Annotated in this window: 23 protein-coding genes; 14 read left to right on the forward strand and 9 right to left on the reverse strand. The window is 71.8% G+C overall.

Going from position 1 to position 21767, the window contains the following annotated elements:
* Positions 1 to 33: 33 nt before the first annotated feature.
* The 4 genes from ACWGPF_RS13290 to ACWGPF_RS13305 are packed head-to-tail and all read right to left on the reverse strand — an operon-like array spanning position 34 to position 2370.
* Positions 34 to 282, reverse strand: a complete 249-nt coding sequence (locus ACWGPF_RS13290) for a hypothetical protein (protein ID WP_452333247.1) — start codon at positions 280 to 282, stop codon at positions 34 to 36.
* The gene (locus tag ACWGPF_RS13295) at positions 279 to 1466 is read right to left on the reverse strand and encodes an anion permease (protein WP_452333248.1); all 1188 of its coding nucleotides are present in this window, start codon (positions 1464 to 1466) and stop codon (positions 279 to 281) included. The genes ACWGPF_RS13290 and ACWGPF_RS13295 overlap by 4 nt, the downstream gene beginning before the upstream one ends.
* A 56-nt stretch (positions 1467 to 1522) precedes the next feature.
* The gene (locus ACWGPF_RS13300; protein ID WP_345439485.1) at positions 1523 to 1774 is read right to left on the reverse strand and encodes an anti-sigma factor family protein; all 252 of its coding nucleotides are present in this window, start codon (positions 1772 to 1774) and stop codon (positions 1523 to 1525) included.
* Positions 1771 to 2370, reverse strand: a complete 600-nt coding sequence (locus tag ACWGPF_RS13305; protein WP_345439483.1) for a sigma-70 family RNA polymerase sigma factor — start codon at positions 2368 to 2370, stop codon at positions 1771 to 1773. Before ACWGPF_RS13305 ends, ACWGPF_RS13300 begins: the two co-directional genes overlap by 4 nt.
* Before the next feature lie 106 nt (positions 2371 to 2476).
* On the opposite strand from ACWGPF_RS13305, the gene aroA reads away from it, so the two are divergent.
* Both aroA and rsgA read left to right on the forward strand, forming a co-directional pair.
* Positions 2477 to 3826: a 3-phosphoshikimate 1-carboxyvinyltransferase gene (aroA, locus tag ACWGPF_RS13310; RefSeq protein WP_452333249.1), complete on the forward strand. Its 1350-nt coding sequence runs from the start codon at positions 2477 to 2479 to the stop codon at positions 3824 to 3826.
* The gene (rsgA, locus tag ACWGPF_RS13315; protein ID WP_452333250.1) at positions 3823 to 4869 is read left to right on the forward strand and encodes a ribosome small subunit-dependent GTPase A; all 1047 of its coding nucleotides are present in this window, start codon (positions 3823 to 3825) and stop codon (positions 4867 to 4869) included. Before aroA ends, rsgA begins: the two co-directional genes overlap by 4 nt.
* A gap of 36 nt (positions 4870 to 4905) precedes the next feature.
* Here the strand turns inward: rsgA and ACWGPF_RS13320 are convergent, their stop codons facing one another.
* Positions 4906 to 6090, reverse strand: coding sequence for an SseB family protein (locus tag ACWGPF_RS13320; protein WP_452333251.1), 1185 nt, complete (start codon positions 6088 to 6090; stop codon positions 4906 to 4908).
* Between the two features lie 145 nt (positions 6091 to 6235).
* The gene (locus ACWGPF_RS13325) at positions 6236 to 7426 is read right to left on the reverse strand and encodes an MFS transporter (RefSeq protein WP_452333252.1); all 1191 of its coding nucleotides are present in this window, start codon (positions 7424 to 7426) and stop codon (positions 6236 to 6238) included.
* Positions 7427 to 7474: 48 nt separating this feature from the next.
* Between ACWGPF_RS13325 and ACWGPF_RS13330 the strand changes: the two genes are divergently transcribed.
* Entirely contained in the window at positions 7475 to 8152 is a 678-nt protein-coding gene (locus tag ACWGPF_RS13330) for a GntR family transcriptional regulator (RefSeq protein ID WP_452333253.1), read from the forward strand.
* 6 nt (positions 8153 to 8158) lie between these two features.
* Here the strand turns inward: ACWGPF_RS13330 and ACWGPF_RS13335 are convergent, their stop codons facing one another.
* Positions 8159 to 10540: an ATP-dependent helicase gene (locus tag ACWGPF_RS13335; protein ID WP_452333254.1), complete on the reverse strand. Its 2382-nt coding sequence runs from the start codon at positions 10538 to 10540 to the stop codon at positions 8159 to 8161.
* Between the two features lie 170 nt (positions 10541 to 10710).
* On the opposite strand from ACWGPF_RS13335, the gene ACWGPF_RS13340 reads away from it, so the two are divergent.
* Both ACWGPF_RS13340 and ACWGPF_RS13345 read left to right on the forward strand, forming a co-directional pair.
* On the forward strand, positions 10711 to 11367 hold the full coding sequence (locus ACWGPF_RS13340; protein WP_452333255.1) for a GntR family transcriptional regulator: 657 nt from the start codon (positions 10711 to 10713) through the stop codon (positions 11365 to 11367).
* Positions 11368 to 11436: 69 nt separating this feature from the next.
* Positions 11437 to 12093: a GntR family transcriptional regulator gene (locus tag ACWGPF_RS13345; protein WP_452333256.1), complete on the forward strand. Its 657-nt coding sequence runs from the start codon at positions 11437 to 11439 to the stop codon at positions 12091 to 12093.
* Here the strand turns inward: ACWGPF_RS13345 and ACWGPF_RS13350 are convergent.
* Complete coding sequence (locus ACWGPF_RS13350) at positions 12086 to 13078, reverse strand: glycerophosphodiester phosphodiesterase family protein (protein WP_452333257.1); 993 nt, start codon at positions 13076 to 13078, stop codon at positions 12086 to 12088. The genes ACWGPF_RS13345 and ACWGPF_RS13350 overlap by 8 nt on opposite strands.
* 115 nt (positions 13079 to 13193) lie before the next feature.
* Here ACWGPF_RS13350 and ACWGPF_RS13355 point away from each other — a divergent pair, with 115 nt between their 5' ends.
* The 9 genes from ACWGPF_RS13355 (at position 13194) to ACWGPF_RS13395 (ending at position 21389) form a co-directional block, all read left to right on the forward strand.
* Positions 13194 to 14129: a Bax inhibitor-1/YccA family protein gene (locus ACWGPF_RS13355; RefSeq protein ID WP_452333258.1), complete on the forward strand. Its 936-nt coding sequence runs from the start codon at positions 13194 to 13196 to the stop codon at positions 14127 to 14129.
* 357 nt (positions 14130 to 14486) lie between these two features.
* Positions 14487 to 15428 (forward strand): phosphodiester glycosidase family protein, encoded by a 942-nt coding sequence (locus ACWGPF_RS13360; RefSeq protein ID WP_452333259.1) that lies wholly within the window; start codon positions 14487 to 14489, stop codon positions 15426 to 15428.
* Entirely contained in the window at positions 15425 to 16495 is a 1071-nt protein-coding gene (locus ACWGPF_RS13365) for a GtrA family protein (protein WP_452333260.1), read from the forward strand. Before ACWGPF_RS13360 ends, ACWGPF_RS13365 begins: the two co-directional genes overlap by 4 nt.
* A 61-nt stretch (positions 16496 to 16556) precedes the next feature.
* A complete protein-coding gene (locus ACWGPF_RS13370; protein ID WP_452333261.1) occupies positions 16557 to 17153 on the forward strand; it encodes a DUF4956 domain-containing protein in 597 nt (198 codons plus the stop codon).
* A complete protein-coding gene (locus tag ACWGPF_RS13375) occupies positions 17150 to 17929 on the forward strand; it encodes a polyphosphate polymerase domain-containing protein (RefSeq protein WP_452333262.1) in 780 nt (259 codons plus the stop codon). Before ACWGPF_RS13370 ends, ACWGPF_RS13375 begins: the two co-directional genes overlap by 4 nt.
* 22 nt (positions 17930 to 17951) lie before the next feature.
* Positions 17952 to 19508, forward strand: a complete 1557-nt coding sequence (locus ACWGPF_RS13380) for a carbohydrate-binding domain-containing protein (RefSeq protein ID WP_452333263.1) — start codon at positions 17952 to 17954, stop codon at positions 19506 to 19508.
* 226 nt (positions 19509 to 19734) lie between these two features.
* A complete protein-coding gene (locus ACWGPF_RS13385) occupies positions 19735 to 20112 on the forward strand; it encodes an MmcQ/YjbR family DNA-binding protein (RefSeq protein ID WP_452333264.1) in 378 nt (125 codons plus the stop codon).
* 78 nt (positions 20113 to 20190) lie between these two features.
* Positions 20191 to 20805, forward strand: a complete 615-nt coding sequence (locus ACWGPF_RS13390; protein ID WP_452333265.1) for a ClpP family protease — start codon at positions 20191 to 20193, stop codon at positions 20803 to 20805.
* Entirely contained in the window at positions 20802 to 21389 is a 588-nt protein-coding gene (locus ACWGPF_RS13395) for a ClpP family protease (RefSeq protein ID WP_452333266.1), read from the forward strand. Before ACWGPF_RS13390 ends, ACWGPF_RS13395 begins: the two co-directional genes overlap by 4 nt.
* Before the next feature lie 6 nt (positions 21390 to 21395).
* Here the strand turns inward: ACWGPF_RS13395 and ACWGPF_RS13400 are convergent, their stop codons facing one another.
* Positions 21396 to 21752: a helix-turn-helix domain-containing protein gene (locus tag ACWGPF_RS13400; RefSeq protein WP_452333267.1), complete on the reverse strand. Its 357-nt coding sequence runs from the start codon at positions 21750 to 21752 to the stop codon at positions 21396 to 21398.
* Between the last annotated feature and the right edge of the window lie 15 nt (positions 21753 to 21767).

Raw genomic sequence — 21767 nt, forward strand, 5'->3', positions numbered from 1 at the left:
CCTCGCGGCCGCCCGGCGCCGCGGTGCGCGGGATCAGCCGCCGAAGATCGCCTTGCCGAAGACGATGACGACGATGCCGGCGAGCGCCGCGACGATGCACAGCGCGAAGCAGGTCCAGGCGCCCACGCGCGCCGGCGCGGGCCCGTGCTCGGGGGCCGCGGCGAGCAGCCGCATGCCGAGGGCGAAGAGGGCCGGGAGACCCGCTCCGAGGAGCAGGCCGACGACGAGCACCTGCAGGACGGACCCGAGGATGCCGGGCAGATCGATCGACACCGCGGTCACCGCCCGACCTTGACGACGCTCGTCACGTTGGCGGTGTCGAGGGTCACGGCACCGTCGGGCCAGTCGTCGTTGACGTTGCGATGCGAGACCTCGGTCTTCTTCGAGTGCCAGTACATGTAGCCGGAGAGGGCCACGAGCAGCGCGAACACGATGAGCACGCCCACGAGGCCGGGGAACGCGCTGCCGATCCACCAGCACACGCCGCCGACGACGGCCGCCGCGGGCAGCGTGATGACCCAGGCCACGGCCATCCGGCCCGCGAGCTTCCAGCGCACCTCGGCGCCCTTGCGTCCGAGCCCCGTGCCGAGGATCGAGCCCGTCGCGACGTGCGTCGTCGACAGCGGCAGGCCCAGATGGCTGGACGTGAGGATGATGGCCGCGCTCGAGGTCTCGGCGGCCATCCCCTGCGGAGCCGACAGCTCGACGAGGCCCTTTCCGAGCGTGCGGATGATGCGCCAGCCGCCGAGGTAGGTGCCGAGCGCGATCGCGAGCGCGCACGTCAGCTTGACCCAGAACGGCACGTCGTCCTCGGGGCTCACGGCGCCGTAGGCGATGAGCGCGAGGAAGATGACGCCCATCGTCTTCTGCGCGTCGTTCGTGCCGTGGGCGAGCGAGACGAGGGATGCCGATCCGAGCTGGCCCCAGCGGAAGCCGCCCTCGGTCTTCTTCTCGGGCGCCGTCGCCGTGATCCGGTAGACGAGCCACGTGCCCACGCCCGCGATGAGGGCGGCGATGAACGGCGACAGGATGGCCGGGATCAGCACCTTGCCGATGATCCCGCCCCACACGACGCCGTTCGCGCCGTTGACGGCGCCCCATACGAGCGCCGACCCGATGAGGCCGCCGAACAGCGCGTGGCTCGACGACGACGGCAGGCCGAACAGCCACGTCACGAGGTTCCAGATGATGGCGCCCACGAGGCCGCAGAACACGATGAGCATGAGCTCCTCGCCCTGCGCCTGGCTCAGGTCGACGACGTCGCCGCCCACCGTCTTCGCGACCTCGATGGAGAGGAACGCGCCGACGAGGTTCAGCACGGCCGAGAGGGCGACGGCGGCCTTCGGCCTCAGAGCTCCCGTCGCGATCGACGTCGCCATGGCGTTCCCGGTGTCGTGGAACCCGTTGGTGAAGTCGAAAGCGAGTGCGGTGACGACCACCAGCAGGAGGACGAAGAGCTCTTCCACACCTTCTATTGTCCACCCGCGCGCACGGCGCGCGTCACCCCCGGTTCAGCGTCCGTTCAGGAGACGCTGTGCGGCGTCCGGAGCTTCGCGAGGACCTCGTCCCGCAGCGTCTCCGGCGCGACCTCCTCGCGGCAGGAGCGCTGGATGGCGTCCGTCAGCGTGCGCTCGACGAGGACCTCGTCCTGGCAGCTCGGGCAGCCGTCGATGTGCTCGGCGATGTCGGTGTGACGCGTGTGGCAGAGCTCGATCGCTCCGCGGAGGTACGCCTCCAGATCGCGCCGGGCCTTCTCGCAGCCGCAGTCGGTCATTTCTTCACTCCTGTCTGGGCGGCCTGGATGCCTCGCTCGGCCGCGTAGTCCGCCAGCAGTCCGCGCAGGAGCCGCCGGCCTCGGTGCAGGCGGCTCATGACGGTGCCGATCGGCGTCTTCATGATGTCGGCGATCTCCTGGTAGGCGAATCCCTCGACGTCCGCGAGGTACACCGCCATCCGGAAGTCGTCGGGGATGGACTGCAGGGCGTCCTTCACGACCGATGCGGGCATGTGGTCGATCGCCTCGGCCTCGGCCGAACGGCTGCTCGTCGCCGTGGTCGACTCCGCACCGCCCAGCTGCCAGTCCTCGAGCTCGTCGATGGTGCCCTGGAACGGCTCCCGCTGCTTCTTCCGGTACGTGTTGATGTACGTGTTCGTCAGGATGCGGTACAGCCACGCCTTGAGGTTGGTGCCCTGTGTGAACGACGCCCACGACGCGAACGCCTTGACGAACGTCTCCTGGACGAGGTCGGCGGCGTCCGACGGGTTCCGCGTCATGCGCATCGCGGCGCCGTAGAGCTGGTCCATGAACGGCAGGGCCTGCTCCTCGAACTGCGCGCGCGCATCGGCGGAGGATGATGGTGCGTCGCTCATGAAGAGTGATTCTAGGCCCGCGACCTCCGCGGCCACCTCCGCATGCGCGCGATCCAGCGTGGCGATCATCCGACTCCCTCCGTACCTTTCAGTAGGGTGGAACGCGATGACTGCGCGAGGGTATTCCCCCGACGGCCGTGACGCCGTGACCAGACCTCAGGGCGCCTACGCGGCTCCCGTGTCCGACGGCGCCCTCGAGGCGACCCTGACCATCCCCGGCTCGAAGTCGCTGACGAACCGCGAGCTCGTGCTCGCCGCGATCGCCGACGGGCCGAGCACGCTGCACCGGCCGCTGCACTCCGACGACTCCGCTCGGATGGTCGAGGGCCTGCGCGCGCTCGGCGTGGGGATCGAGGAGGTCGAGGGCGACAGTCCGTTCGGCCCCGACCTGCACGTCACGCCCGCCCTGCCGCTCCGCGGCGGGAGCACGGTCGACTCCGGCCAGGCCGGCACCGTCATGCGCTTCATCGCACCGCTCGCGGGCCTCGCCGACGGCGAGGTCACCGTGACGGCTCACGAGAGCGCGCTGCACCGCCCCATGGGCGCGATGATCAAGGCGCTGCGCGACCTCGGACTCGACATCGACGACGGAGGGCACTGGGCGCTCCCGTTCCGCGTGCACGGGCACGGGCACATCCGCGGCGGCGAGATCGACATCGACGCGTCGGCGTCGAGCCAGTTCGTCTCCGGCCTGCTGCTCGCCGCTCCGCGGTTCGACGTCGGGCTCCGCCTGCGCCACGTCGGCGACCGGCTTCCGAGCGTTCCGCACATCGACATGACGATCGAGTGCCTGGCGCGTCGCGGGGTGCTCGTGGAGCGCGCGGGCCACGGCGAATGGATCGTGCCGGCGGGTCCCGTCCGCGCCAAGGACATCGCCATCGAGCCCGATCTGTCGAATGCGGCGCCGTTCCTCGCGGCGGCGATGATCGCGGGCGGTCACGTCACGGTGACGGGATGGCCCCCGCACTCGACCCAGCCGGGCGCGCAGCTCACCGAGATCCTCGCGCACATGGGAGGCCGCGTCAGCCGTCGCGCCGGCGCCCTGACGGTGTCGGCGGGCAGGGCCATCCACGGCGTCGATCTCGATCTCTCGGCCGTGAGCGAGCTCACCCCGACCCTCGTGGGCCTCGCCGCCTACGCCGACGGGCCCTCGACGTTCCGCGGCGTGGCGCACATCCGCGGCCATGAGACCGACCGGCTCGCGGCGCTCGCCGAGAACATCCGCGCCGTCGGGGGCGAGGCCGAGGAGCTGCCGGACGGCATCCGGGTGTTCCCGCGCCCGCTCACGGGCGGCCCGTGGAAGGCGTTCCACGACCACCGGATGGCCACGACGGGTGCGCTCGTCGGGCTGCGCACCCCGGGCGTCGTCATCGACGACATCGGGACGACGGCGAAGACGCTGCCGGAGTTCGTGCAGCTGTGGGACGGACTCGTGCACGGAGGCGCCCCGGCGTGAGCTGGCTCGACGACCAGGATGACGACCTCGACGACGCGTACGACGAGTCGGACGTCCGCGTACGGCCGAACCCGAAGGCGAACCGACCGCGCACGAAGCGCCGCCCCGCGCACGAGGACGCCAGGATCGCGCGCGTCCTCGGGGTCGACCGCGGGCGCTACACCGTCCTCGTCGACGAGGACGGGCCCGACGAGCACGAGTCCACGGCGGCGCGCGCCAGGGAGCTGAGGCGCACGCCCATCGTGACGGGGGACCTCGCACGCGTCGTCGGCGACACCTCGGGCGCCGAGGGGACGCTCGGGCGCATCGTCGGCATCCAGGAGCGCACATCGCTGCTGCGGCGCAGCGCCGACGACACCGACCAGGTCGAGCGGGTGATCGTCGCGAACGCCGACCAGATGCTCGTCGTCGTGGCCGCGGCCGATCCCGAGCCGCGCCCGCGGCTCGTCGACCGCTACCTCGTGGCGGCGCTCGACGCCGGAGTCCGGCCGCTGCTCGTCGTGACGAAGACCGATCTCGCCGACCCGTCGGCGTTCCTCGCGCACTTCGAGGGCCTCGCCGATCTGCGGGTGTTCCGCAGCGCGCGCGGCGAGGCGCCGGTCGACGAGATCGGCCGGGCGCTCGTCGGTCATTCGACGGTGTTCGTCGGCCATTCGGGAGTCGGCAAGTCGACGCTCGTGAACGCGCTCGTGCCGGGAGCCGGCCGGGCGACGGGCCATGTCAACGAGGTCACGGGCCGCGGCCGGCACACGTCGTCGTCGACGGTCTCGCTGCGCTATCGCGGGGCGGATGGCGCGGGCTGGGTCATCGACACCCCCGGCGTGCGGTCGTTCGGGCTCGGGCACGTCGATCCCGACAATATCCTGCGCGCGTACCCCGATCTCGACGCGGTCGCCGAGGAGTGCCCGCGCGGCTGCACGCACCTCGCCGACGCGCCGGACTGCGCCCTCAACGACGCCGTGGCCGCGGGCACGCTGCCTGCTGCGCGCGTCGACTCCCTGCAGCGACTGCTCGAGACGTTCGGCGGACGCGCGGAGTACTGACCACCCGCGCCACGGAGCGCGGGCAGCCGGAGCGGGCTACTCCCCCAGGGCGAGCACAGGCGCGAGCTCCTCGCGCGTGAGGGTGATGAGCGGGCCTGCGGGATCGATGAGCAGGCCCCCGAGCTCGGGGTGCTCGCGCAGCATCTTGCCGAGCTTGTCGACCTGGATCGGCAGCGCCTTCTCGCCGCGCCCCTGCGCGACCACCTCGAGGGGGTGCGAGTGCACCTGTACGAGTCGCGTGCCGTCGGCGAGGCGGGCCTCGGCGATCCCCATCTTCGAGTCGTCCGTCGCGAGCGCGCCCACCGCGACCCAGAGCGGCGGCTGCTCGGCGAGGAGCGCCGCCACCCGATGCGGGGTGTCGGCCTCTCGGGGAGCCGTGATGAGCGCCTTCAGGCGGAACTCGGGGTCCGCCTGCGTGACGGCCTGCTCCACGATGTCGCGCGGCAGCACGACGCGGTGGGGCGCGGAGCTGTTGTCGATGATGATGCCGCCGAAGTCGCCGTCGAGCAGCTGCGTCAGGAGCGAGGCGACAGGCTGCGCGACAGCCGAGGTCGCGGTGTCGCCGTCAGCCTGCACGGCGTCGCGCAGCGCCTTCCCAGAGCTGTACGCGAGCATGAAGTTCTTGTCGCCGACCCGGGCGATGCCGAACGTGACGGGCTTGCCCTCCGAGATCTGCTGGCGCGCGTCGCCCTTCACCCGCAGGAACACGTGCCCCTGCAGCAGCTGGCGCAGCACGCCCATGACCTGCGGCCCGGTCGGCTTCTGGGGCAGCGCCGCGAGCGCATCGCGCAGCAGCGCGTTGTCGCGGAGCCCCGGGACGGACTCGAGCACGGTGGGCGGAGCCGCCGGCGCCTTCGGCAGCTCGGGACGAGCGGGCGGCGACGGCTGAGGCGCGGGCGCGCGGGTCAGCGGCGGCTGCGGGGAGGGCGCGGGCTCTCCGGCCGGCGCCGGCTGCGCGGATGCGCCGGGCTGGGTCGTGCCGGGCTGCCCGGATGGCCCCGATGCGTCGGACGCGGCCGGCTGCGACCCCGGGTCGGTCGGAGCCGCGACCTCCGGTCCGGCGGCGCCGACGCCGCGGAAGGCCGAGAACGAGATGTTGACCTGCGGGGCCGCGTCGGTGGCGGCCGCGGGTTCCGCCTGCTCCGATGTCTCCTCCGCGGCGGGCGCGACGGCCTCATCCTGTGCGGGGTCGGTCTTCTTCTTCCTCGAGAACAGGCCCATGCGCCCAGCCTACGGTGCGGTGGGCGGCCGCCCGGCCGCTTCGCACCCACTGGCCAGGTTCGCCGTCGGACATCCCTCACGTGCTGCGCGGAGAGCGCCCCGGCACGAGAACATCCGCACGATGCGAGCAGACGCGTACGCCCCGTCACTCCGCGTGCACGTCGTCCCGAGGGATGAGCGGCAGCGACGCGAGCGGCAGCAGTGCCGTCAGCGCGAAGGCGATCGGGAAGCCGACGGCGGTGATCAGCGCGCCCATCGCCGGGCCCACGGCCGACGCCGCGAGGAACTGGCCCGTGTTCTGGATACCGAGCGCCTTGCCCGACCAGCCGGGGCCCGCGGCCTCGGCGACCGAGGTGAACGCGAGGCCGTTGTCGGCGACGGTCACGGTCGAGGCGATGACGAGGACGATCGCGGCCGGGATGCTCCAGGCGACCGCAGCGACGATCGCCAGCACGGCCATCACGACGACGCCGCTCACGGCGACCCACCTCAGCACCCGCACGCGGCTCCCGAGGCGATCGCTGAGCGCCCCCACGGCGATGCGGCCGAATGCGCCGACGAACTGCGAGACGGCGATGAGCGCACCGGCGGGGGCCGCATCCCACGCGAGCCCCGCGACGAGCCAGACCATCCCGAAGGTCGACAGCAGGAACTGCGGCACGACGAGCAGCACCGACACGGCGTGGATGCGCAGGAGGAACCCGCTGCCCCGATACGGATGGACGGCCGCCGGGCGCGCAGCGGCGGCCGCAGGGCGCGGCGGGTTCGCGATGCCGATCGCGCACAGCACCGCGAGCACGCCGGTCGCGACCGCCGCGACCACGAGCGGTGCGGCCATCCCGCCGAGCTCGGCGAGCCCTGGCACGACGAGCGCAGCCGCGGCGACCCCGAGCGGCTGCGACATCTGCCGGATCCCCATGGCGGTGCCGCGGCGCTCACGCGGGAACCAGCCCACGACGATGCGCCCGCTCGCGGAGTTCACGCTCGCCGACGCTCCCCCGGCGAACGCGAGGAGCACCCCGAAGGCGACGATGTCGGACATCGCCGACGCCGCGAGCGCGAGGACGGCCGTGAGCGCGAGGCCGCCCGCGATGACCCAGCGCTCGCCGTAGCGGTCCGCGAGGTGTCCCCACGCGACGAGAGTCGCCACCATCCCGATCGTCGGCGCGGCCGCGAGGGCGCCCGCTGCCGCGAGCGGGACGCCGCGCTCGAGGTGCAGGAGTGGGATGAGGTAGGCGGGAGTGCTGACGAGCATCGTCCCGGCGGCCTGCGCGAGCACGCCGAGGACCAGCATCCGCCAGGCTCTCGTCGGGGTCCGGACGAGGGTGTCGGTCATCGCGCCTCCTAGTGGTGTACCGTCTTGGTATACCACCTCGGAGGTCCCATGCCGCAATCCGACGACCGCGCCGCCTATGCGACGCTGCGCGCTGCCATCCTGTCGTTCGATCTGCTCCCGGGCGAGGCGCTCAGCGAGAGGGGCCTGGAGCCGCTGACGGGCGCGTCGCGGACCCCGGTGCGCGCGGCGCTCATGCGCCTCGAGAACGAGGGCCTCGTCCGGCGGGATGGCCGTGCATGGCGCGTCTCGCCCATCGACGTCGCCGAGGTGCGCGCCGTGCTCGAGTTCAGGGCGACGGTCGAGGCCGGCGCCGTCGCCCTCGTCGTGGAGCGGGCCGACGGGGACGCCATCGCGGCGCTGCGCGCCTTCGTCTCGCATCCGGACGAGGACGGGCCCGAGGCGGGGCTCCGCGACGGCGGAGACTTCCACGTCGCGCTCGCGCGGCTCTCGGGCAACCCGTTCTTCGCATCAGCCATGGACGACGCCATGACGCGCCTCAGCCGCACGCGCTGGCTCGAGGTGCGCACCGAGCAGTCGCGTGCCCAGGCCCGCGCCGAGCACCTCGCCATCCTCGACGCGGTCGCCGCACGCGACGCACCACGTGCGGTCGCGCTCGTCTCGGCCCACAGCGCGGGCACGCGCGACCGTCTCGTCGGCTTCCTCGAGGAGGAACGGCGGCGACTGCGGGGGCGCGGGATGGCCGTGGTCGACGACGCGTCGGCGTGACCCGCGCTACACCTTGGCGATCGGCGCGACCTTGATGAGCAGCTTCTTCGCACCCGCGGAGTCGAAGCGCACGTGCGCGATGCGCTTGGCGCCCTCGCCCGTGACGGCGTCGACCGTGCCCTCGCCGAAGTCGTCGTGGCGGATGCGGTCTCCGGCGGCGAGATCGAGATCGCCGTTGTCGCGGACCTTGTTCGTGACGAGACCGGGGAACTTCTCCATCGCGGTCGACTTCGGCTTGAGCCCGCCACCCGCGGGCAGGGGCTTGACGCCCCAGCGGTCGCCCGCGCCCCCGCCGGGTCGGCGGGCGTTGAGCGCGCGTGACTGCAGCCCGCCACGCGAGTTGACGTCGCCCGGCGACTGCTTCCAGTCGATGAGCAGCGACGGGATCTCCTGCAGGAATCGGCTCGGCATCGCGACCGTCACCTCGCCGAACTGCGCACGCGTCATCGCGAGCGACAGGTACAGGCGCTTCCGCGCTCGCGTGATGCCCACGTAGAACAGGCGCCGCTCCTCCTGCGGACCGCCGGGCTCGTTCGCCGAGATGCGGTGCGGGATGAGGTCCTCCTCGACGCCGGTGAGGAAGACGGCGTCGAACTCCAGCCCCTTCGCCGTGTGCAGCGTCATGAGCGAGACCGCGCCCGACTCGTCGTCGAGATCGTCGGTGTCGGCGACGAGCGCGACCTCCGTGAGGAAGTCGACGATCGTCCCCTCCGGATTGTTGCGCGCGAACTCGCGCGTGACGGCGACGAGCTCGTCGAGGTTCTCCACGCGCGCCTCGTCCTGAGGGTCGCGGCTCATCCGGAGCGCATCGGCGTAGCCGCTCTTGTTGAGCAGCACCTGCAGCCCCTCTGTGACGGCCGTCGGCGGCGCGGGCTCTCCCGACGCGGGCAGCAGCACGGCGGTCGCCTCCCGCAGCACCGCGTCGAGGTGCAGGATCGACTTCTGCAGCTTGGGGCCCAGCCCCATCTCGGCGGGGTGCGCGAGGGCGTCGCGGAACGACATCCCGTTGTCCGCCGCGAACCTCGCGATCGCCGTCTCGGTGACGTCGCCGATGCCCCGCTTCGGCCTGTTGAGGATGCGTCGCACGGCCATCTCGTCCGCGGGATTCGCCACGGCGACGAGGTAGGCGAGCGCGTCCTTGATCTCGGCGCGGTCGTAGAACTTCGTGCCGCCCATGATCTTGTAGGGCACGGCGGCGCGGATGAAGATCTCCTCGAGCGCTCGCGACTGCGAGTTCGTGCGGTAGAAGACGGCCATCTGCTGGTAGTCGACGCCGCTGCGGCGGAGGCTCTCGATCTCGTCTGCGACGAACTGCGCCTCATCGTGCTGCGAGTAGCCGGTGAACCCGACGATCTGCTCGCCGGGCCCCTGGTCGCTCCAGAGCTTCTTGTCCTTGCGGTCGAAGTTGTTGCGGATGACCGAGTTCGCGGCATCGAGGATGTTCTGACTCGAGCGGTAGTTCTGCTCCAGCAGCACGACCCTGGCTCCGGGGAAGTCGCGCTCGAACTCGGTGATGTTGCGGATGTCGGCCCCGCGGAACGCGTAGATCGACTGATCAGAGTCGCCGACGACCGTGAGCGAGGCGCCGGGCGCATCCTCGAAGACCATGCCGCCGCCGGCGTCGCCCTGGATGGGCCGCGTCAGCTCGCGGATGAGCTGGTATTGCGCGTGGTTGGTGTCCTGGTACTCGTCGACGAGGACATGGCGGAAGCGCTTGCGGTAGACGTCCGCGACGTGGGGGAAGGCGCGGAAGAGGAAGACCGTCTGCGCGATGAGGTCGTCGAAGTCGAACGCGTTCGCCTTCTGCAGCTCGCGCTGGTAGTCGCCGAAGATCTCGACGAACTTCCGTTCGGCGGGATCGCTCATGTTCGCGTCGCGCGCGTACGACTCGGCGTCGGCGAGTTCGTTCTTGAGCTTGGAGATGCGCGACTGCACGCCCGCCGGGGTCAGGCCGAGGGAGTCGGCCTCGCGATCGCGCACGAGTCGCTTGAGCAGCGCGCGCGAGTCACCGGAGTCGTAGATCGTGAACGCCTTCGTGAACCCGAACTGCTCGGCCTCGCGCCGCAGGATGCGGACGCATGCGGAGTGGAACGTCGAGATCCACATGCCCCGCGCGCTGTCGCCGACGATCTGCTCGACGCGCTCGCGCATCTCGCCCGCCGCCTTGTTCGTGAAGGTGATCGCCAGGATCTGGCTCGGCCACGCCTCGCGGCTGCGCAGCAGCGAGGCGATCCGGTGCGTCAGGACGCGCGTCTTCCCCGAGCCGGCGCCCGCGACGATGAGCAGGGCGGGGCCGCGGTACTCGACGGCCTCGCGCTGCGGGGGGTTGAGCCCTCGCAGCAGGTCGTCGTCCGCCGCGGTCGGGAGGGAGAAGAGCGCGTCTGTCATGGCCCTTCGAGTCTAGGCGGGCCCCCTGACACGCGGATGGCCCCTGACGCAGGCAGGGCGTCCAGGGTGACGCCGCGGGTGGTCCCCGAGCACGCGCCGGAGGAACACCGGTCTGATCTCAGGATTCCGGAGTAGTGTGCATCCGTTCGCATCGATCTGGGGAGGTTATGATGCCGAATTTCACGGGAAAGCTCGATCTGTCGCCGGCGCGTCTGGGAGACGCCGTCTACAGCCGCATCGCCGCGGCGATCGTCGAGGGGTCGCTCGCGCCCGGCGAGCGCATCCGAGACGTCGACATCGCCGAGAGCCTGGGGGTCTCGCGCATGCCGGTCCGCGAGGCGCTGCAGCGGCTCGAGCGAGAAGGGCTCATCGAGATGTCCGCGAGCCGGTTCACGCGGGTGACCGAGATCACCGACGACATGGTGGCCGCGTCGATGGAGTTCGCCCGCCACCAGACCGGGATCGCGGCGCGGATCGCGGTGGAGCGCATGTCGCCCGCCGAGCGCGAGGAGGCGGTCGAGCTGCTCGACGGCCTGCGCGCCGCACTTCTCGACGGCGACCGCGAGGGAGTGCGGGAGCGGTACTTCGCGTGCTTCGCCTTCCTGGTCGACAAGACCGACAACCCCGTCTTCCGCACCGTCACGAGCGACGCGCGGTTCGGCCTGGAGCGCAACATCCGCACGGGCGCCTTCGCACTCCCGCACACGCCGGGAGTGGAGGCGCTCTTCGACGAGCTGCGCGCGGCCATCCTGAGCGGCGACGCCGAGGTGTCCGAGCGCGCCATCCTCGACATCTTCGACGCCACCACGGCGACTCCCGCTTCATGACGACGGCGTCGCGGCCGCTCTGGCCGCGACGCCCTCCCTCCGGCTACGGTGGGTCGCGGGAGGGACGCCATGGACCGCAGCACCCACGTCATCACGCTCGATGCCCCGCAGTCGGACGCCTTCGCCCACCTGCGCGAGGCCATCCTCACGGGCGCGATCGGCGCGCGGTCGCGCATCCGCGACGCCGAGGTGGCTGCGCGGCTCGGCGTCGAGCGTGCCGACGTGCGGCGCGCCCTCGCATCGCTCGAGCGACTCGGGATGGTCGTCCGCACGCGCACCCGCTCCTTCCGCGTCGCGCTCGACGGCGACGACGGACTCGAGGCCGCAGCCGAGTGCCTCGGCATCGAATGCGGCGTGGCCATCCGCCTCGGCGTCCCGCGGATGCTCGACGAGGAGCGTGCGCTCGGCTCGGCGCTGTGCCTGGAGGCCGCCGCCGTCTGCGAGGCGGCGCCCCTGTCGATCGCGCTCGTGTATGAGGCGGCCCTGGCGGCCTTCGGCCACCTCGTCGGAGCCACGGGCAATCCGTATCTGCGCAACTCGTACGAGGCCGCGTGTGCCGCCGTCCTGCGGAGCACGCGCGGGGAGCACCGGCTGCTGAACCCGCCGACGTTCGTCGCCGCCCGGTTCCGCGAGCTGGCGGGGCACCTCGCCGCGGGCGACGCCCGCGCGGCGGAGCACGCGGCAGGACGCCTCTTCCGGGTCGAGATCGGCGAGACCGTCAGGTGATCCGGCGGAAGACGTCGACGCCGAGATCGGGATGGTCGACGAAGACGCCGTCGACGCCGCTCGCACGCAGCTCCTCCCACTCCCCCTCGTAGTCGCCGAAGGCGGCCTTCCCTCCTGCGCCGCGGTAGCGGCGATGGAGGAAGGCGTTCTCTGGCCGGCATGTCCACGTGTAGACGAGGAGCCCCCGCTCGTGGGCGTCTCGGACGAGCGCGCCCCCGTCCGCGAGGATCATCCGCTTGTCGACGCTGACACCGTCGACGACGCCGACGAGCGCAGCGAGCCCCTCTGGCGAGGCCGACGCGGCGTATCCGACGGCGGCGTCGCCGTCGCGAGCGACGAGGTCCGCGGGCTTCCCCTCCGCTTCGAGCAGGTACACGTACGTCGCACGCACGCCCGCCTCGCTCAACCGGGAGAGCGCCGTCGACTCGAAGGACTCCACGACGAGCGGCAGAGCGCCATCCGCCCACCCCGTCGCCGCGAGGTCCCGCGCGACGAGCGGGACGAGATCGAGGCCAGCGGAGGCGAAGTGGGTGGCGTGCTTGATCTCGAGCACGACGCCGATCTCGCGTCCGTGCTCGAGCGAGGCCTCGCGCACGAGGCCGAGCAGGTCGACGAGCCGCAGGATGGGCTCGGAGCCGTCGAAGGATGCGCTCGACGGGCGGATGTCGGGCAGCCGTTCGCGGGTGCGGAGCCTGGCGAGCTCCTCCCACGTGAAGTCCTCCGTGAACCAGCCGGTGTGCCTGCCGCCGTCGACGACGCGCGTCGTGCGCCGGTCGGCGAACTCGGGATGGTCGGCGACGTCGGTCGTGCCGGAGATCTCGTTCTCGTGCCGCACGACGAGCACGCCGTCGCGCGTCGCGACGACATCGGGCTCGACGGCGTCGACCCCCATCGCGAACGCGAGCCGGTAGGCCGACTCGGAGTGCTCGGGGCGGTAGCCGGAGGCTCCGCGATGGCCGATGACGAGCGGTGTGCGGCGGGGCATGCACGACAGGCTAGTTCGCCCGGGGTGAACGACCGGCGAATCACAGGCCCTCCATAGCCTGGCGTGACTAGGGTGGAGGGACAGCGCCGTCCCATCCATCAGAGGAGTGACCATCATGGCCAGCCCCGGTTTCAACAACCCCGTCTTCTCTCAGGATCCCCGCGCGGTCCAGACCTATCCCGGCGGTCCGCAGGCCGCGCAGTACGGTACGCCCACGACGCCCCCTGCTGCGGGCGGCTACGCCCAGGCCGGGCAGTTCGCCCACATGGGCGTCGACGCCGCCGCGAACGCCAACATGGAGGGCATGCTGGCCGCTCCCCCGGCGGGCGCGCGCGAGACCGGGCGCATGACGGTCGAGGACACCGTCTGGAAGACCGTCGGCCTGTTCGCCGTCATGCTCGTCGTCGCGGCCGTCGGCTACGTCTGGACGCTCGCTCCCGCGCTCGCCTCCGGCAACCCCGCGGACGTCACGCTCATGCCGTGGATCGTCGGCGCGCTGGGCGGCTTCGTCCTCGGACTCGTCAACTCGTTCAAGAAGAAGCCGAGCGTCCCGCTCATCTTCGCCTACGCCGCCTTCGAGGGCCTCTTCGTGGGCGGCATCTCGGCCTACTTCGAGCTCATCTGGCCGGGGATCATCGTGCAGGCCACGCTCGCCACCGTCTCGGTGGTCGGCGTCACGCTGGCCCTCTTCGCAAGCGGCAAGATCCGCGCGTCGAAGCGCGCGACGAAGATCTTCCTGATCGCCATGGTCGGGTACCTCGTCTTCTCGCTGCTGAACCTCGTGCTCTCGGCGACGGGTCTCATCCAGGGCTCGTTCGGCCTGTACTCCTCGACGATCATGGGCATCCCGCTCGGCCTCATCATCGGCGTGCTCGTCGTCCTCATGGCGGCGTACTCGCTCGTGCTCGACTTCGACATGGTGCAGCAGGGCGTCCGCAACGGCGCCCCGCGGATCTTCGGCTGGCAGGCCGCGTTCGGCATCATGGTCACGGTCGTGTGGCTGTACGTCGAGATCCTGCGGATCATCGCCATCCTCCGAGGCAACGACTGACCTCGCCGCGCTGACGAAGGCCGCCCCGGTTCACCGGGGCGGCCTTCGTCGTTCCCTGGGCGAGCTGCGCCCCGCGCCGCGACTCGCCAGTGCGGATGTCGCCCAGCGGGTGCGCGCCGCCGTTCGCCAGTGCGGATGTCCGTCAGAAAGCGCTTGCTCGCTGACATCCGCACTGACGAACAGCGGGGGCGGCAACATCCGCACTGGCGAACGACAGCAGCGGCGACAGCAGCGGCAGCGGCAGCAGCAGCGCCGACAACATCCGCACTGGCGAACGACACCTGGGTCGCCGGGATCGACGGCCGGGTCACGCGCGCGTCATAGCCGCGCCATAGCGGCTCCCGCGACGCTCGATCCATGACCGATCGACGCTTCCTCACCCGCAGGGCCTTCCTCATCGGCGGGGCCACCGCCGTCGCGGGCGCCGGCGCCGCCACCTGGTGGGCCGCCGACCGCTTCCTCATCCCCCATGTCGAGGTCGCGGACGTGTCGGAGGCCGAGGAGGCCGCAGGCACCACCGCGACCGACGCCATCGCCACGATCGACGAGGGGGATCAGAGCGCGACGAGCGCGTCCGCCGCCGTCTCCATCGACACCGTCACGACCGGTTCGGGCAGCGACACCGTCACGTACTTCGTCGCGAGCGTGACGCTCGATGATGCGACTGCGCTGCGCACCGCGTTCGCGAACGACCAGTTCGGCGAGAACGTGACGCAGCTCGTGTCGGAGATGGCGGACGCGAACGGCGCGGTGTTCGCCGTGAACGGCGACTACTACGGCTTCCGCGACACCGGCATCCAAGTGCGCAACGGCGTCGCGTACCGCGATGCCGGCGCGCGAGAAGGACTCGCCCTCTACCGCGACGGCCGCGCGGAGATCTACGACGAGACGGCGACCACCGCTCAGGCGCTCGTCGACGCCGGAGTGTGGACGACGCTGTCGTTCGGCCCCGCGCTCGTGAAGGACGGCGCGGCTGTCGAGGGCGTCGACGAGGTCGAGGTCGACACCAACGTCGGCAACCACTCCATCCAGGGCGAGCAGCCGCGCACCGCCATCGGCGTCGTCGACGCCACGCACGTCGTCTTCGTCGTCGTCGACGGACGCGAGGAGGGATACAGCCGCGGAGTCACCCTGCCCGAGCTCGCCGACATCATGGTCGGCCTGGGCGCACAGACCGCCTACAACCTCGACGGCGGCGGATCGAGCGAGATGTGGTTCGACGGCGCGGTCGTCAACCGGCCGTCGAACGGCGGGGAGCGCGCGACGAGCGACATCCTCTACATCGGCGGCGCATCGTGACCGTCGTCGCCATCCCCGCCTACGAACCCGACCACCGTCTCGTCGACCTGGCCGAGGCCATCCGCGAGCGCGACCCCGAGCTCGGCATCGTCGTCGCCGACGACGGGAGCGGGGTCGCGTCCGCCCCGGTGTTCGCGTCGCTGGAGGCCGCCGGGATCACGGTCCTGAGCCACGGCGCGAACAGGGGGAAGGGCGCGGCGCTGCACACGCTGTTCCGGTACGTCCGCACGGCCCATCCCGGCGAGGCGGTCGTCACGGCCGATGCAGACGGGCAGCACGCGCCGGACGACATCGTGCGGATCGCCCGGGAGACGGAGCAGGCGGATGACGCCATCGTCCTCGGCGTCCGCGACTTCGGCGGGCACGACGTGCCTCTGCGCAGCCGGTTCGGCAACGCCGTCTCTGCGCGTCTGTTCGCGCTCGCGATCGGCGAGCGCGTCGTCGACACCCAGACGGGTCTTCGGGGGCTGCCGCCTCGCGCGCTCCCGTGGGCGACGCGCCTGCCCGGCGACCGCTTCGAGTACGAGGCGATCATGCTGCTGAACGCACGGCGTGCCGGCTTCCGCCTCGCGCAGTCGCCCATCGCGACGGTGTACATCGAGGAGAACCGGTCGTCGCACTTCCGTCCCCTGCGCGACTCGCTGCGCGTGATGGCCCCGCTCGCGGGCTTCCTCGCGTCCTCGCTCATGGCCGCCGCGATCGACGCCCTGCTGCTGTGGCTGCTCGTGACCACGACGGGATGGCTGCAGGGCTCGATCGTCGCGGCCCGCCTCGTGAGCGCGACGATCAACTTCGCCGTCAACCGGCGCTGGGTCTTCGGCCGCGACCGCGAGCGCAAGCCCCTCCGCGTCGAGCTCACCCGCTACGCCGCGCTTGCGCTCGCAGTCCTCGCCGCCAACGTCGCCCTCATGACGATGCTCGACGCGCTCGGAGTCGGCCTCGTCGCGGCCAAGGTCTGCACGGAGGCGGCGCTGTGGGCAGCGGGCTTCGCCGTGCAGCGCGCGTGGGTGTTCACCCACGCGCGCAGCTCCCGCCGGGCGCCCGCGAAACCCTACGTCCTCGCCTAACGGCGACATAGGGACCCCATAGGGATGCCCCGTTGACTGAGGTGAACGAAAGGTGAACGACATGCCCGATCTCACGATGCTCCTCGTCGACCTGGCGGCCATCACGCTGCTGACGGTCGCCGTCTACTTCCAGCGGCACCGCCGGCGCGACCTCGTGGTCGCCTTCTACGGCGTCAACATCGGCGTCTTCGCGGTGTCGTACGTGCTCGCATCGGCAGAGGTGGCCGTCGGACTCGGCCTCGGACTGTTCGGCGTGCTCTCGATCATCCGGCTGCGCTCGAGCGAGATCTCGCAGCGGGAGGTGGCGTACTACTTCGCCGCGCTCGCCATCGGCCTGCTCACGGGACTCTCGCAGACGTTCAGCGTGATGTCGACGGTGCTCGTCGCGGTCGTCGTGCTGTCTCTCGCCGTCGTCGACCATCCGGCCCTGTTCGCCTCGCACCGGCACCGCACCGTGCAGCTCGACGAGGCCATCGGCGACGAGGACGTGCTGCGCGCCGTGCTCGAGGAGCGCCTGGGCGGAGAGGTCCGCACCCTGTCCGTCCAGCACATCGACTTCGTCAACGACACGACGCTCGTCGACGTGCGCTACCGCATCCGCCGCGGCACGACGACGGCCGCCCCCGCACCTGCCCTCCGAGAGCAGGTGGCGGCGTGAACCTCTCCGACCGCTTCGCCGGACGCTTCGAGACGATCTCGCTCGCCGAGCTCGTCGCCGAGGCCGAGCTGCTCACGCGCGTCGACCGCAAGTACCTGCTCCGCGCGGACGACGCCGTGCGCGTGCTCGACGGCGTGGACGCCGAGGCGCGTGTGCTCGAGATCGACGGCGAGCGCGCCTCGCTCTACGGCACGATGTACTTCGACACCCCCGAGCTCCTGAGCTACCGCCTCGCGGCCCTCGGCCGCCGTCGCCGCTTCAAGCTCCGCTCCCGGCACTACGTCGAGACCGACGCCGCGTTCCTCGAGATGAAGACGCGGGGCGCCCGCGGCACGACCGTGAAGGAGCGCATCGAGCAGCCGTCGGATGCCGTCGACCGTCTGACCGACGAAGGCCGCGCGTACGCCGCCGAAGCGGTCGAGTCCCTCGGTCTCGGCGCCGATGTCGCCGACGAGCTGGAACCCACGCTCCACACCGGCTACCGCCGCACCACCCTCCTCCTTCCCGAGGGCGCACGGGCGACCGTCGACACCGACCTGGAATGGCTCGACGCCTGGGGCGGGCGCATGAGCCGTCCTGATCTCGTCATCGTCGAGACCAAGTCGGCGGCGCGCGCCTCGTCGCTCGACCGGCTGCTGTGGCGTGCCGGCATCCGCCCCGTCGGCATCAGCAAGTTCGCCACGGGCCTCGCCGCGATGCGGCCCGAGCTGCCCTCCAACAAGTGGAGCCGCGTGCTCCGCACCCACTTCGACGCGCAGCCCGCGCTGGCCACCTGACCTCGTACGACGGGAGACCCCCATGAACGCACCCCGCACACCCCGCCCCTCCGCGCGGGCCCGGGCCGGGCTCGGCCTCGCCTTCGCCCTCGCGGTGGCGACGGTCACCGGCTGCACCGCCGTCGCGGCATCCGAGACGGCGTCCGCCGGCTCGTCCTCCTCCTCGTCCGGGGCCTCATCCGAGACGACCAGCACGACGACCGCGGAGACGCCGTCGAGCGTCACCGAGGTCGTCGAGGCGAACTCCGACCAGACCGTCGTGAACGACGACGAGTGGTCAGAGGACGACGCCGTGGACGTCGTCCTCTCGGGGACATCGGCGGAGACGACCGCGACGGGCGTGAGCGTCTCGGACGGCACCGTCACGATCACGGAGGCCGGCGTCTACCGGCTGTCCGGGGACCTCGACGGCTCCGTCGTCGTCGCCGCAGCCGACGACGCGCAGGTCGTGCTCATCCTCGACGGCGTGACGATCACGGCCGACGGCGCCCCGGCCATCCAGGTCACGACGGCCGACGACGTCGCGATCTTCCTCGCGGACGGGTCATCGAACGCGGTGTCGTCGACCGGGGCGTACGCGGAGAATGCCGACGCGAACGCGGCCATCTGGGCCGACACCGACCTCACGGTGTCGGGCACGGGAGCACTCACGGTCGACGGCTCGGCCGAGGACGGCATCACGAGCAAGGACGACCTCGTCGTGCTCTCGGGCACGATCGACGTCACCGCGGCCGACGACGGGCTCAAGGGCAACGACTCCCTCACCGTCCGCGGCGGCACGATCGCCATCGACGCGGGGGGTGACGGCCTGGCGTCCGACCAGGACGCCGACGACACGCAGGGCTGGGTCCTCGTCGAGGGCGGCACGCTCGACATCACCGCGGGAAGCGACGGCATCGACGGCTTCACCGACGTCGTCGTCACGGGCGGCGACATCGTCATCTCGTCGGAGGAGGGGATCGAGGCCGGCACCGTCGCGATCGGCGGCGGCACGATCGACATCACGGCGACCGATGACGGCATCAACGGATCGGCGGGCACGTCATCCGACTCGGCGTCGTCGGACGACGGGCAGGATGCGTTCGGAGGCGGAGGCGGCGGAATGTCGGACAGCGGCGAGCTCGTGCTCATCGCGGGCGGCACGATCACGGTCGACGCCCAGGGCGACGGCCTGGACTCGAACGGCTCGATGCAGATCACGGGCGGCACCACGGTCGTCTACGGTCCGACCGGGTCGGGCAACGGCGCGCTCGACACCAACGGCGAGTTCACGATCTCGGGCGGCAGCCTCATCGCGCTCGGTTCGTCGGGGATGGCCGAATCTCCGTCGACGTCATCGGAGCAGGCGTGGGTGGCCGCCTCCGCGAGCGGCTCGGCGGGGTCCACGGTGGAGATCGTCGCGTCCGACGGCACCGTCCTCGCCTCGACGACGGCCGAGAAGGAGTTCGCGACCGTCGTGTACTCGAGCGCCGACGTCGTGGCGGGCGAGACCTACACGGTGACGGTCGACGGCACGTCGGCCGTCACCGCGACGACCGGCCAGGCCCTGTCGGGCGGCATGGGCGGCGGCGGCCGCTGACCCGCCGGCGGCTGCGGAGGCGCGGCGGCGGCTTCGGAGGCGCGGCGGCGGCTTCGCCAGTGCGGATGTAGGTCGGGAAGCCCGATCTGACCGACATCCGCACTGGCGAATGCGCGCAACGCCGACATCCGCACTGGCGAATGCGCGCGACGCCGCCGTCCGAGACGTTCGGTCGCTGATCGACCGGCGCGGGAGGCGCGGGTGTGAGTCCGTCTACTCTGGGATCGTGGACGGACGCGAGCTGCACGACGCGGCGACGGCCGCGGCGCACGAGCTGCCCGGCATGGCGCTCGAGTACCCGTTCGGCCCCGAGTGGGACGTGTTCAAGGTGCGCGGCAAGGTGTTCCTGCTGCAGACCACCCTGCGCGGCTCCGAGCTCGTCACCGTGAAGGCGCATCCCGACGACGCCGTGGCGCTGCGTGCCGAGTTCCCCGACATCTCCCCCGGCTACCACATGAACAAGCGGCACTGGATCTCCCTGCGCCCCGGGCCCTCCCTCTCGGAGCCGCTCGTCCGCGAGGTCGTCACCGAGTCGTATCTGCGCGTCGTCGAGACGCTGCCCCGCGCCATTCGCCCCGTCGACCCGACCCTGTTCGGGCGCTGACGGGCGCATCCGCCGAGGGCGGATCCGCCTGCCGCGGATTCTGCGGCGCGGCCCGGATGGCGGGCGCACGCTGGGTGCATGGCAGACGAATCGAAGGTCCCGCAGTTCACCGCCCAGGCGCGGCATGAGCTGTTCCACCGGCGCGTGCTCGTGCTCGACGGCGTGCTCGACGACGACAACGGCATGCTCCTCGCCACCCAGCTGCTCGCGCTCGCCGCGGAGGACCCGCACGCCGACATCGCGCTCTGGATCCACTCCCCCGGCGGCTCCGTGCCGTCGATGCTCGCCATCCGCGACGTCATGCGGCTCGTGCCCTGCGACGTGTCGACGCTCGCGGTCGGCCTCGCGTGCAGCGCCGGGCAGTTCCTGCTCTCCGCGGGCACTCCGGGCAAGCGCCGCGCGCTGCCGCACGCGCGCATCCTCCTGCACCAGGGCTCCTCGGGGATCGGCGGCACGGCAGTCGACGTCGCGCTGCAGGCCGACGACCTGCGACAGCTGCGCGACACGGTGCTCGGCCTCATCAGCGCCGACACGGGTCAACCGCTCGAGCGGGTGTTCGACGACTCGCTGCACGATCATTGGTTCACGGCGCAGGAAGCGCTCGCCTACGGCTTCATCGACGGCATCGTCTCGGGGTTCGACGAGGTCATGCCCGTGCACCGATCGCGCATCGGGATCGGAGCGGGCGCATGAGCACGTACACGATCCCCCACGTCATCGCGCGGGATGGCCGCGGCGAGCGCGTCATGGACGTGTACTCGCACCTGCTCGCCGAGCGCGTCGTCTACCTCGGCACTCCGATCGACGCCGGCGTCGCGAACGCGCTCATCGCGCAGCTGCTGCATCTGGATGCCGTCGCGCCCGACCGCGACGTGCAGCTCTACATCAACTGCGAGGGAGGCGACCCGGCGGCGATGCTCGGCGTGTACGACACCATGCGCCACATCCGGTCTGACGTCGCCACGACGTGCGTGGGGCAGGCGATCGGCGTCGGCGCCGTACTGCTCGCGGCGGGCGCCGCGGGCAAGCGCGCCGTGCTCCCGCACGCCCGGGTCGTCCTGAACCAGCCCGCCGCACAGGGGCGCGGGGCCATCCCCGATCTCATCCTGCACGCCGACGAGCTCGTGCGGGTCCGCGGAGACATCGAGGGCATCCTGTCGCATCACACGGGCCGCCCCGTCGAACTGCTGCGGCGCGACACCGACCGCGATCGCGTGCTCACGGCCCGGGCCGCCGTGGAGTACGGGCTCGCCGACACCGTGCTCGCGCCGCGGTGAGCACCCTCAGGCGGCGAGGGCGAGCGCCTGCACGCGGGCGGGTGTCTGCGCGGGCACCTGCGAGTGCGCGGGCGCGGGCGCGGAGGTCGTCGCCGCCCGCAGGTCGTCGGCGATCCCCGCCGTCAGGTCGAGGAGCGATCCCTCCAGAGCGCCGAGGACGGCCGCGACGATCTCGCTCGAGGCCTCCTTGAGCCCGCGCTCCACCTCGGAGAGGTACTGCACCGAGACGCCCGCGCGGCGCGCCACGTCGGCGAGCGTCTCACCGCGTGCGTGCCGCATGCGCCGCAGGCGATCGCCGACGAGATGCCGCCAAAGCGGGTCGGGCAGGGCGATGCGCGGACGGAGGGGAAGCAGTTCGGCCATGCCCTCACGCTAGGT

It is taken from the genome of Microbacterium sp. NPDC055683, from assembly GCF_053617895.1.